Genomic DNA, 12,428 nt, shown 5'->3' with positions numbered 1-12,428 from the left:
ACCTCCTATTGATAATGTACACTGCGCCCGGTTGTCCTGAACTGGAAGACAGTAATGATGACGACCAAGACAAACATGACTAAGCTCTCTGCCGCTGCAAATCCAATTCTTGAATTAACAAAGAAATCTCTATAAAGTTCATAAATAAGGATATTGGTAGAATCTGCAGGACCGCCTTCGGTAAGCACATCAATCAGCCCGAAGGAAGAGAAGTATGCATAGGTCGTATTCATGACAAGCAGGAAAAATGTCGTCGGTGAAATATACGCAAGGGTAATCTTGAAGAACCTCTTCCATGCTCCGGCACCATCGATACTTGCAGCTTCAAGTGAATCAGAAGGAACATTCCTCAAAGCTGTAAGGTAAAAGACAATGTTATATCCAAGGTTTTTCCAAGTAGCAGCAAGGACGACTACAAAGAAAGCCCATGATCCCTCAGTCATCCAGGTGTAGCGTTTGCTGAAATAACAGACAATTCCATTTGCAGGATTGAACAAAAAATTGAACAAGGCTCCTGCAATAGCCGGTGACAGAGCATACGGCCATATCAGCAGTGTCCTGTAGATCTTCGAACCTTTCAGGTTTTGGTCCAACAAAACCGCAAGTGCAAGAGAAACCACGAGTCCCAAGACCACTACAAGGATGCTGAACCATAGGGACAACAGGAAACTATGCAGATACCCGCTGCTGGAAAAAAGTTTTCGGAAGTTATACAATCCGGCAAACTTACTGGCACTCGTATAAGGATTTACCTTGTAGAAAGCCAACAAGAATGTCACTATGGCAGGATAAAACAGAAAAATTACAAGTACAACAAACGTCGGCAGAAGCAGGACATAAGGAAGGTACTTGTTGTTGAAAGAAGATTGATTCATTGAAATTCCCCGGTTTAAAACGATAGGGAGCATATTGCCCCCTATCGATACCTGTATGCATCAACTGGTCACAGTTTGATCAGTTCATTCCATTCAGCCATAAGGTCATTGACCTTTGCTGCAGCCTCATCAAGTGCTACCTGGGTATCCTTACCTTTATAGCATTCCTGGATCTTGGATTCGATTATGGCTCTTGTCTCTGGATATACACCAAGCAAGGCTCCTGAAGAATTAAGTGTACCAGGGCTTGCCAACAGCTGGTCAAATGCCGTCTTGTAATTTGGATTTTCCTTGAACCAACCTTCTGAATCAAGCTTGTTCATTGCAGACTTCGTTACAGGGAAATAACCGGTGCCTTTATGCCATGCCGTCTGTGATTCATCATTGGCAATGAACTCAACAAGCTTCAATGTTGCCAATTCCTGTTCAGGAGTAAGTTTGTTGGTAATCCATAACGAACCTCCACCGATGGCGACTCCACCTTTGGAACCTTCCGGATGCGGAATAAATCCGGTGCCCATTTCCCAACCTTTCTGTGCCAAGGCCTTGCTCAGGAGGTTAACATCCGAAGAGGAAGAAAGGATGATTGCAGCATCTCCGCTTCCGAAGGCTGCCCTATGGTTGGACCAACCGGGACCTACGTCATTGAACAGTCCGTCATTGTATAGCCCGATCCACCAGTCAAGGGCCCTCTTGCCATATTCACTGTTGAACAATGCCTTGGTAGGAAGCTCTGCACCACGTCCATTGTCACTGTTGACGAACGGAGCGTCCTGCAGGCAGAGGAATTCTTCAAAATACCAATCATGCAAGTTCCACGTAATTGGCTTTGCAATGCCGATCTTCTGCTAGGGCAATTGCTGCGTCCCTGATCTGCTGGAAAGTCTCCGGAGGATTGTCCGGGTCAAGGCCCGCTTTCTTGAACAACGTCTTGTTATAATACAGGAGCGGTGTTGAAGAATTGAATGGCATGGAATAATGCTTGCCTTGGTATTTGTAGTACGACTGTACAGGAGTAAAGAAGTTATCCCAATCGACCGGCAGGTTATATTCGGTTGCAAGGTCATCGACAGGCTTGATCATGCCTGAATTGATCATACCAAGGGTACCGACCTCATAGCTATGGAAAACTGCCGGAGCATTTCCAGCCTTGTAGGCTGCCTTGACTTTGTTCAACGTGTCATCGTATGAACCCGTATACTGGACTTTTACCGTAATATTGGGATTCACAGCCATGAATTTATCGACAATACCTTGAATCAAATCAATCCTGTCACCGCTCATTGCATGCCAGAATTCAATGGTAACCGGTGCATCAGCATTGACGGTAGCAGCAGGCGTCGCCGATTCCTTCTGTCCATTTGCAAACAAAAATCCCATGCTGCAGAAAATAGCAAGTACAGCAATTTGAAATCGTTTCATTACATTCATCTCCTTTTGTTTTCTTGCATTTCGGAAAAAATGCCTGTCATTTTTTCCGAAAAGCAACTCCGATTTCTAGTATATATCAGTTAACCTAAAAATCAATCAAAATTTTACCATTTTTTTCAGTTGGCAATGGTTTCTGTTGAATTTTATTGCAACACGAACCAGTGATAAAAATAAATACCAACAGTATCAATCCTAACATCCACTTAGCATATTCTGTATATTCCTGTGTACAATCAGTATGTTACAAGATAAAGACAAATGCATTATTTTATAAAATAAATTAAGTATAATTATTTAATTAGAATAAAATTATAAAATAAAAAGCCATTGATTGTTTTTTCAAGGTCAAGAGAAAATTCCAAATGCTCCAATCTTTTACTTTACTTGTATATCCAGATTGAAGCCAAGTAGAAAATATTACCAGAAGATAGAATGACTGTGTATCATTTATTAAACATAAATTTAAACTATCCAGAAATGATTTTTGTAATGATAAGCAAAGGTCAAATGGTCAAAAATATGGAAGCCGCCTCACAGGTGACTTCCACAAGAATACAAATTGAAACAATACAGGACTAGAGGATGTAAGGTACTTTCAGATTATGGCTCTGATACACGATGAATGTTTCTACATCGGCTACTTCACTCACCTTACCAAGCTCATATTTGAAGAAATCAAGCAATGAAAGCCCATCATCCTCATTCAGTACAAGCTCACATACCAAATCATACCTGCCGGTTACCACCGCAGCAGAAACAACTCCTCTCAGCTGAGTAAATTCTATTGCCTTCTGCTCCAGATCAAGCGTCTTGAGCTTCACCCCCATGATTACTACCTGCATTCCAGAAAATTTCTCAGGATCTACCAGACCGGTAATCGAAAGGATACCCTCGTCAATAAGTTTGTTTACACGCGAGCGAACCGTATTTTCAGTTATCCCTTGGTGCTCTGCAATGGCACTGAAGGGCTTTCTGCCATCAATCAGTTCCCTGATTATCTGCTTGTTGGTATCGTCAAGTTTGGTTGTCATAGTCAGCCGTTCTTCCTTTCAAATTCTTTCATGAATTGTGCAAGAGCCTCAACATCTTCCTTCGGGCAGGCATTATAGAGACTGGCCCTCAGTCCACCGACACTCCGATGTCCTTTCAGTCCCAGCATTCCCGCTGCCGCAGATTCCTGGACAAACTTCTTTTCAAGCTCCTCGCTGGAAAGCCTGAATACGACATTCATCCGGCTTCTGAAGTGCTTGTCTACAGGAGACTTCCAGAAATCGCTGGAATCAATCACATTGTAGATGAGAGAACTCTTTTCCTTTGCTCTCTTGAGCATACCTTCTGCACCGCCATTCTTCTTTATCCATTCAAGGACAAGTTTGACAGCCCAGATTGAAAACACCGGTGGTGTATTATACAACCCTTCTTTCTTGCCATGCAGGGCATAATCCATATAAGCAGTCATGTTTAAATTCTGTTTTTCCAGCAAGCTTTTCTTCATGATGATGAGAGTTGCGCCTGCAGGACCCAGATTCTTCTGCACGCCGCCGTAGATCATTGAGAATCTTTCAACCGGTACCGGCCTTGAAAGCAAGTCCGAAGACATATCAGCAATAAGGGGAACATCACCGGTATCAGGAAAATCCTGCCATTCGATGCCCCCGATGGTTTCATTCGAACAAAGATACAGATAAGAAGAATCCTCACTCGGCTTGACTGTCTTTGGATCCGGCAATGTCGTGAACTTGCTTGCCGTACCATCAAAATAGTAATGGACGTTACCAAGTTTCTCAGCATCAGCACCAGCCTTGTTTGACCATGAGCCGCTCTTCAGGTAATCGGCAACAGTCCCTGGCCTGAGAAAATTCATCGGAATCATCGTAAACTGCAATGTTGCACCGCCACCAAGGAAATACACATAGTAATCCTCCGGTATTCCCATGACTTCACGAAGGTCACTGAGACATTCCTGATACATCTTCTCGAACATTGCACCCCTGTGGCTGGTTTCAATCATCGACTGTCCGTTGCCCTGGTAGTCAACCAATTCCTTCTGGAGAGTCTCAAGTACTTCCATGGGCAGGACAGAAGGTCCTGCAAAAAAGTTCATCTTGCGCGCCATTTCAGATAACTCCTTCCTTCACTGATTCTTCTATGATAGAAATTGCTTCAGCACCTATCCGAAGCAGATTTTCCTTTGAGTTTGCCCCCACATGCGGAGTGAGGATGACCTTGTCACTGGAAAGCAAGGGATATGTTTCAGCAGGAGGATCGGAAGGATAGACATCGGTACAATACAATGACACCTTGCCATCTTCCAAAGCCTTTGCCATAGCATCCGCATCAACGACAAGACCTCTGCAGGTGTTGACAATGATCGGACTCTTCTTGAATGATTGGAACAATTTGTCATTGAACATGCCCTTGGTCTCATCGGTAAGAGGAATATGGATGGAAATATAGTCTGCATCAGCAACAGCCTCTTCCAGTGTAGGCATAAGCGTAGCAAGATCCGAAGCAGGGACATACTTGTCATAGGCTACTACATCCATGCCGAATGCCTTTGCTCTGATTGCAACCTGCTGGGCGATATGGCCTAATCCGACAAGACAAAGCTTCTTTCCGAAAAGTTCCGTCCTTTTGATGGATTTCTTGAGCCACTTTCCTTCCTTCATGCCGACATGATACTCGATCAGATGGGACGAAGCAGCAATCATATGTGCCATAGCCAATTCAGCTACCGCAACAGATGAAGCCTTCGGGGTGTTCCTCACGACGATTCCCTTTGACTGTGCATAATCCTTGTCGATGTTGTCAATTCCTACACCACCGCGGATGATCAGCTTAAGTTTCTTTGCCTGGTCAATGTATTCTTTCGTACATTTCGTCTTGCTGCGTACGAGTACGACTTCAGCTTCAGGGAGCCTGGATTTGTCATCAGTTACTTCTCCGAACCGTGACAATTTCTCCGGTAAGGCCGCATCAAAAGCATCTGAAATTAGAATGAGCATTCTTTACCCCTTATCTTTTGTTGAGTCTTCAACATAAATTTTATCTTAGTATATACAGTATTTATGATTATGTCAAATTGAATATGGGAATTTTCTTATATGCTCAATAAATAACTAATATATTTACAATTAAATTAGTCATGTCAGAAAATAGAAACAAAGGGAAACAAATCTGCGACAGAGTAAAAAACCGCCGGGATACCCCGGCGGACAATTTCCTAGTAATTCTTGGAATGCATCTTTGATGTCTTCTTCAGCTGCTTGCGTGCAAGTGCCTTCTTTTTCCTGTTAAGGATGGTGGATGGCTTCTCGAAGTATTCTCTCTTCTTCCATTCGCGGATGATGCCTTCTTTTTCAACCATGCGCTTGAAACGCTTGATTGATTTTTCCAAGGGTTCATTGTCTTCAACTTTTACATATGCCATTCTTATCACCTCCTTTCCACATGTCAATCGGGGAAACTTACCGGTCGGCAAAATGACCGGAGCACGGCCTTGGGCTGTACCGTAAGTGACTATAGTAAATTGAGAAAAAAATTTCAACACTCATCGATATTTTTTTGTCTGTTGGAAAATCTTTTTAGAAACAAAGGCAACAGACTACACCGTTTGATCCTCTTTTTTCATTATCCTATGCATGTCCATGATGGTAAGCTGAAGCGTCTCCTGTCCCCTGAAATTGTTTCGTCCCAACCTGAATACGCAGTCGACACTGTCCCCCACAGCAAAATCCTTATCAAGTTTCTGACTTGCTCGCCAATAGACGCCCGGCCATTTGTACGCACCATAGGAAAGGGTAAGCCTGAGATGGCGGACTCCAGATCCCGCATTTCCGATGAATACGGCATCAAGGACCCTGGCTCCGCTGATCTGATAGACCACTGCAGGGTTCTGTTCACCATAGGGTTCAAAAGTTTCCGAAACCTTCAGGAGCTTGGGAGTCATATACTGGGGAGGCACCGTACAGTCGATATCAATGACATCTTCCTGTTCCTCGAGACAATCCATGGTATCCAATACATCTTCCACCTGCTTCTTGAACGTAGGAAGATTGGCTTCTGAAAGGGAAAAGCCACCTGCACAGGCATGTCCGCCATAATCATCAAGCAAGGAATCAAAATTAGCAAGGAAATCCCGTATGTTGAATCCTTCGGGACTACGCATGCTGCCGGTGATACTTCCCTCACCTGTCCTTGCAATGACCATGGCCGGCGCACCGAAAAGGGTAAGCAACCTTGAAGCCATCAACCCGGTAATCCCGCGGTTGACGCTTGTATGTTCCACCAGCACCATCTTGGTTCCGAAATATTCGTAACTACGTTTTGCTTCCTTCTGCATCTCGGTCCACGCCGTATCACCGAGCTTCTGCCGCTGCTTGTTCAAGGCAATGAGCTGACGGCTCAGTTCCTCAATTTCCTCCTGTTTGTCCGCAAGAAGCATCTTTACGGCAACGTCAGGCTTGCCCATACGACCGGCAGCATTGATAAGCGGAGAAATATTCCAACCGATTTCCGTAGTCCCGATCTTCTTTCCCAGCAATCCCTTTGCTGTCAATAGCGGTACCAATGACATGCGAGGCACCGTCGAAAGGACCTGCAGGCCGCGTCTGACCAGTATGCGGTTCTCATCGACCATCGGCATCATGTCGGCAATCGTCCCTATGGCAACCAGATCCAATACACTGTCAAATTCTTTTCCGATACGTGGATAACGTCTAAGACAGAGGGATTGGAACAGGCCAAGCAAGACATCCAGCTCATCATGTTCGATAAGGCTATACCTTCCTGAATGAGATACAAGCGACAAATTGAAGAGACTTTTTCCACGCACTTGGGGAATGGACTTGTCGACATCTGCACGCAGGTCCTGCAGGTAGATATCCACATTGCTGCCAAAGGCAGCAGTGAGTTGGATTTTTTCCGTAGCAGCATCAAGTACCAGGATCGGAAGGCCACAGTCAAGGAAAGGTATGATCTTGGACTGTGATGCCTTGATGAGTCCGGGACTTATTTCATCCACTACCCTGTCGGTCTCAATGAAATTACGGAATTTCAGGGCTTGGATCCGTACAGTCTCATTCCCAGGTTGGGCATGGAGCAGGATGACAGATTCATTGTAGAGGTCAGTCTGGGAAAAACGCAGGGCCCATATGACCTTGCTGACTACTCCACAACCGGCAAGATGTTCGAACGGATACCCACAATCTTCAATCTTCGGGTCAATAATGGCTATGGCAGGCGGCAAGGTTTCCCCTGCAAGGTGATGGTCAAGGACAATCGTATCAATGCCAAGTTGTCTGGAAAGCGCAATTTCCTCAACTTCACTTATCCCGCAGTCAACGGTAATGATGAGGCTGATGCCATCTTCCTTTGCCTTATGGACTTTATCCAGCGTCATGCCATAGGGATCATCGCCGTCTGGTACCGACCATGTCACATCCAGGCCCATGCCATCCAATTCTTCCTTGAGCAGTGAAGTGGAAGTAATACCATCCACATCCCTGTCTCCGAATATCCTGATCTTTTCTTTTTCCTCGCAGGCCTCGTTGATCCTGTCAACGACCTCTCCCATATCCTCAAAAAGAAAGGGACTATGGAGATAAATGAGTTCATTTTCAAGAAAAAACTTTATGTCATTCTTACTGGTAATATTTCTTCTGGCCAATACCGAGGCACTTATCACATCAACACCAAAAAGATCATGCAATCTTTTCAGTTCCGTAACATCAATCTTCTTTTTATTCCATTTCACAGCAATCTATCTCTCTTTTCAGTTCTTTACAGCAGCAACCTGGGCATCCAAACTACGGAAAGGGCGGCCTATCACATGCATGGCCCAGCGTTGCATGTAAGCTCGGATCCTGGCACCGGTCTGTACGGTCAGCCGGACCTCAAGTGCCTGGTCCAGTTCCATGTCCATCGTCAGGCTGAGATACCGCCGCGCCCCTGGAGGTAGTATCATGGTTGCCCCCAGGTCTCCGCACTGTTCACAGCAAGGAGCACTCAGATGAGAAGTAAAGGACATGACTTCCTGTGCATCTATTTCCCTGTCACAGACCGGACAACGCTCAAATGAAGAAAAAAAACCGTTTTCCCTAATCAGACGCAGAAGGAATTGAATGACAATCAAATCTTCCGGAATATTTCCAAGACAAAGCAATTCCAAACTTCTGGAAAGCAACCGGTATGCATACGTCATATCATCGCAGCCAGTCTTCAGTACAAACTCACACAGCAGATCGGCACTGACTACATGTGCATAATCCAAGAGAATGCCATCATTGGTTTTCAGCGGATTGAAATCTTTCAACACAAAACGCTTATGGGTCTGATAATAGTATAAATAAAACACACCTTCCATAAACTGGCGCACATGTATGCCAGCTTTTGGCTTACGCATCCCATAGCACGTAACTTCAAAAATCCCAAGCTCCTTGCTCAACAATGTCAAGTTTCGGTTGCTTTCGCCGGATTTTCTGTTCTGCAGGACTATTGCCTGCGCCGTTACATTGCGTTCCACCATTACCCCCAGTTTCGAAAGGTAGTCCAAAAAGGCCATGAGAGTCAACAAAAGCCATGAAGCGAAGCAATGATGCTTTTCTCTCTACCCCTCCTGTGCTATGATAATCCCATGCATCTGAGGAAATTCAACTTCACCCTTATCGCCGTGTGGCTTTCTTTGGTCCCGTTGTTCGGAGCCAGTCTTGCCGGCAATCATCTGTCAAATCCTTTTCCAAGTGAAAAGGAATTGACTTCCTGCAGTTTTTCAGAGCCACTTTCGGACAACCAGAAGAAAATCCTTGATACCTACGATATCTACCTCGTTTCCATTGCTTCCGGGAATCCAGTCTGGGAATGGTTCGGGCATACGGCCCTGCTTCTGGAACGGCCAGGAAAGGAAGGGGTTGTCTATGACTATGGGGTCTTCAACAACCGTGAAAAGAATTTCTATTTCCACTTCATCGAAGGAAAAATGTACTATCAGCTTGACTTATCATATGCTGCCGGCCGATTGGGTTATACCGTGGAGGAAGATAGAAGCATCAAGTTGACAAAGCTCAACCTAAGCCCGGAGGAAAAGGCAGGAATCATTGACTTCCTCGGTTACAATGCAACTGAAAAGAACAAGGTCTATCTCTATCATTTTTTCAAGGACAACTGTGCTACCAGGATACGGGATATACTCGACAAGGTCTCTGACGGCAAGTTGAAACAAGCCACGGCCCATGACAATGCAGGGACCTATCGATCACTTTCCCTCCCTTATATGAGTCAGAATATGTTCATTGGCTGGTTCCTCAATTTCATCATGGGACAGCCTTGTGATAAGAAGATCAGCAGTTGGGACGCCATGTTTCTTCCAGAACGGCTGGAAAAGACCATCCAAGACAAAACACCGGATATGTTTGCAAATACAAAGGTATATTACCAAGAAACGGCCGGCATACGAAAATCGCCCTTCAGCGATGCATTCTTCATATATCTTTGCTTCCCCCTTCTGTTCGTACTGGGGCTAAATCTACTTTTTCTGTTGTCCAGGCGTCTGAGAAGCCATTTGCCATACGGAATTCTCATGACTATCGTTGCAGCATTGCTGCTTGTCCTTTCACTGGTACTTGCCTTCCTCATGTTCTTTTCGGATCTCGATCCCGCCTGGTTCAACGAAAACTTCATTTTCGTCAACCCTGTGACAGCAGGTCTTTTGCTTGCTTCTGCCATCAGGATCATACGGAAAAGGAATCCAAGGAGCCTCTTGCATTTTGCAAAGGTCTGTCGCCTTGAAGCAATATTCATTGCTGTCTACTTGTTGGTAAAACTGATTCTTCACTCCACTATATTGTTCCAGGACAATTACAACATCGTACTCCCCATCCTTCTTTTCTATATTATGCAAGCCCCACAGAAACGCCTGAAAATCCGTCTGGACGGCAACAAAGTCAGTTAAGCTTACTTTTCACATAAGTGACAAAGGTATATAGTATCACCAAAATATGTCAGGCCAAGGGGTAGCTGCAGATAATTTATGGATATAGTGACAAATACGGCTTCTTCCATCCTAAAACTCTTCGTAATATTGGCAATCGGGATGATAGGGATGAAAAAAGGCATCTTTACCCAAGAGGGTAACAAGAAGCTGACGGACCTATTGCTGGATATCGTTTCGCCCATCCTTATCTTCACCAGCTACCAGACACCTTTCTCTCCTGCAAAGCTCCATTCGCTCCTGCAGGTCATTGCTTTGTCTTTCCTCTCCATGGGTGTTGCCATATTCTTTTCCATCATCGCTGTCAGCAAGCATGCACAGAGCAAGGACTATCTGGTCGACAGGATGTCCCTGATGTACACGAACTGTGGATTCATCGGATTGCCGTTGCTGCAGGTAATGTTCGGCAAGGAAGGAGTTTTCCTTGTCACTGGTTACATCTCCGTCTTCCAAATCATCTGCTGGTCATACGGCGTGGTCATGCTGAAAGGCAAGGTAACAGGTAAGGACCTGCTCAATATCTTGCTGAATCCTAACATGATAGCCATATTCATAGGACTTCCCTGCTATGTGACAGGTTTCACGCTACCGGATATCATACTTGCCCCCATGCAGCAGATAGCTGCAATGAACACGCCGCTTGCAATGCTGGTTGTCGGAGCTTCATTGGCTATGAATTCATTCAAGGACCTGTTCCTTTCTGCCAGAGGATACTTCATTACCATCATGCATAATATCGTCTATCCCGTCCTGTTCCTGATCTTCGGCAGATTGCTTCTGGCCAAACTGGGTTGGCCAAATGATATCGTCTGGCTGACGGTCCTGGTTTCAACGGCCTGCCCTATAGGTTCCACAAGTCCGATGTTTGCACTGCGCTTCGGACGCGACAATACCTATGCTTCTGCATTGTTGGGGTTGTCGACACTGGTCTGTATCGGAACTATCCCGGCAATACTTTTCGCAAATGGTCTCATTTCTTTCTGACATCGTATCTATTGTTTAAAAAATCTGTTGCATTATGTTGCAAACATGATATGATAGGGTATCCTTGTCGGAGGTAGATAGATATGGCCAATGGGAAATTGATCGTCATAGCCATCGGAGGTAATTCGCTTATTGAAGATGCAAAGCATGTTACCGTCCATGCCCAATATGAGGCAGCCAGAAAAACGGCGCATCACATCGTTCGCTTGGTACAGGCCGGCAACAGGGTCGTCATAGCCCATGGCAACGGCCCCCAGGTCGGCTACATACTCTTAAGGGCGGAATATTCCAGGAAGATACTGCATGACGTCCCGTTGGATTCATGCGTAGCTGATACCCAAGGTGCCATCGGCTATCAACTGCAGATGGCATTGGACAATGAATTCATCCAAGTGGGACTTCATCCACAGGTAACGACAATAGTAACCCAGGTAGAAGTTGATGCAAAAGATCCTTCTTTCGATGCGCCTTCAAAACCGATCGGTTCGTTCATGAGTGAAGAGGATGCAAAAGAAATGATGGAAAAGAACGGCTGGGTCTGCAAGGAAGATGCAGGAAGAGGCTGGCGAAGGGTCGTCCCAAGTCCAAAGCCCACGCATATCATTGAAATCGAAACGATACGGGCCCTGACAGAAGCCGGCGTAGTGGTGATAGCTGCCGGAGGCGGTGGCATTCCTGTAGTAAGAGAGAGCAATGGGATGCTCTCTGGCAGGGATGCAGTCATTGACAAGGATCTGGCAGCAGCAATGCTGGCAAAACAGCTCAATGCAGACCTGTTTGTCATAAGCACGGCTGTCGAAAAAGTCTGCCTGAACTTCGGCAAGCCGAACCAGCAGACCCTTGATACCATCAATCTCGAAGAAGCAGGAAAATTCATGGAAGCAGGCCATTTCGCACCGGGCTCCATGTTGCCGAAGATCCAGGCAATGGTAGATTTCGTCGGACATACAGGCAATACAGGACTTATCACGGACCCAGCTCATATATATGATGCTCTCTACGGCAATGCAGGAACAAAGATCGTAAGGTAGCAAGTACTATAAGAGAACTTGGCTGTTTCAAAAAAGCTGTACCTGCAATCAGAATCAGGTACAGCTTTTTCTTGTCCTGTTCCTTCCCTATTGCTGCAGATTTTACCAATCCATGGTATT

General features: G+C 45.3%; 10 protein-coding genes and 1 pseudogene. 3 read left to right on the top strand and 8 right to left on the bottom strand.

Translation table 11 applies throughout. The features are described from left to right. Positions 1 to 5: 5 nt before the first annotated feature. The 8 genes and pseudogenes from LKE40_01285 to recO form a co-directional block, all read right to left on the bottom strand. Positions 6 to 875, bottom strand: a complete 870-nt coding sequence (locus tag LKE40_01285; GenBank protein MCH3916120.1) for a sugar ABC transporter permease — start codon at positions 873 to 875, stop codon at positions 6 to 8. A 68-nt stretch (positions 876 to 943) separates the two neighbouring features. Beyond that, positions 944 to 2,111, bottom strand: a pseudogene (locus LKE40_01280) (ABC transporter substrate-binding protein). Between the two features lie 770 nt (positions 2,112 to 2,881). Further along, a complete protein-coding gene (locus tag LKE40_01275) occupies positions 2,882 to 3,337 on the bottom strand; it encodes an Lrp/AsnC family transcriptional regulator (GenBank protein ID MCH3916119.1) in 456 nt (151 codons plus the stop codon). A 2-nt stretch (positions 3,338 to 3,339) separates the two neighbouring features. Continuing rightward, positions 3,340 to 4,422 carry a 3-phosphoserine/phosphohydroxythreonine transaminase gene (serC, locus tag LKE40_01270; GenBank protein ID MCH3916118.1) on the bottom strand — a complete coding sequence of 361 codons (1,083 nt, stop codon included), beginning with the start codon at positions 4,420 to 4,422 and terminating at the stop codon, positions 3,340 to 3,342. 1 nt (position 4,423) lies between these two features. Beyond that, positions 4,424 to 5,311, bottom strand: coding sequence for an NAD(P)-binding domain-containing protein (locus LKE40_01265; GenBank protein ID MCH3916117.1), 888 nt, complete (start codon positions 5,309 to 5,311; stop codon positions 4,424 to 4,426). Between the two features lie 218 nt (positions 5,312 to 5,529). Next, a complete protein-coding gene (gene rpsU / locus LKE40_01260; protein ID MCH3916116.1) occupies positions 5,530 to 5,736 on the bottom strand; it encodes a 30S ribosomal protein S21 in 207 nt (68 codons plus the stop codon). Positions 5,737 to 5,910: 174 nt separating this feature from the next. Beyond that, positions 5,911 to 8,061, bottom strand: coding sequence for a single-stranded-DNA-specific exonuclease RecJ (gene recJ, locus LKE40_01255; protein ID MCH3916115.1), 2,151 nt, complete (start codon positions 8,059 to 8,061; stop codon positions 5,911 to 5,913). Between the two features lie 18 nt (positions 8,062 to 8,079). Continuing rightward, the gene (recO, locus tag LKE40_01250) at positions 8,080 to 8,859 is read right to left on the bottom strand and encodes a DNA repair protein RecO (GenBank protein ID MCH3916114.1); all 780 of its coding nucleotides are present in this window, start codon (positions 8,857 to 8,859) and stop codon (positions 8,080 to 8,082) included. Positions 8,860 to 8,898: 39 nt separating this feature from the next. On the opposite strand from recO, the gene LKE40_01245 reads away from it, so the two are divergent. From LKE40_01245 to arcC, 3 genes are all read left to right on the top strand, one after another. Beyond that, on the top strand, positions 8,899 to 10,254 hold the full coding sequence (locus tag LKE40_01245) for a DUF4105 domain-containing protein (GenBank protein MCH3916113.1): 1,356 nt from the start codon (positions 8,899 to 8,901) through the stop codon (positions 10,252 to 10,254). Positions 10,255 to 10,332: 78 nt separating this feature from the next. Beyond that, the gene (locus LKE40_01240; GenBank protein ID MCH3916112.1) at positions 10,333 to 11,277 is read left to right on the top strand and encodes an AEC family transporter; all 945 of its coding nucleotides are present in this window, start codon (positions 10,333 to 10,335) and stop codon (positions 11,275 to 11,277) included. 83 nt (positions 11,278 to 11,360) lie between these two features. Beyond that, complete coding sequence (gene arcC / locus LKE40_01235; GenBank protein ID MCH3916111.1) at positions 11,361 to 12,308, top strand: carbamate kinase; 948 nt, start codon at positions 11,361 to 11,363, stop codon at positions 12,306 to 12,308. Positions 12,309 to 12,428: the final 120 nt, after the last annotated feature.

The sequence above is a fragment of the Spirochaetia bacterium genome, assembly GCA_022482625.1.
In the GTDB taxonomy this organism is placed as follows: Bacteria; Spirochaetota; Spirochaetia; order Sphaerochaetales; family Sphaerochaetaceae; genus Pleomorphochaeta.
This window is presented reverse-complemented; position numbering and strand designations above follow the sequence as displayed.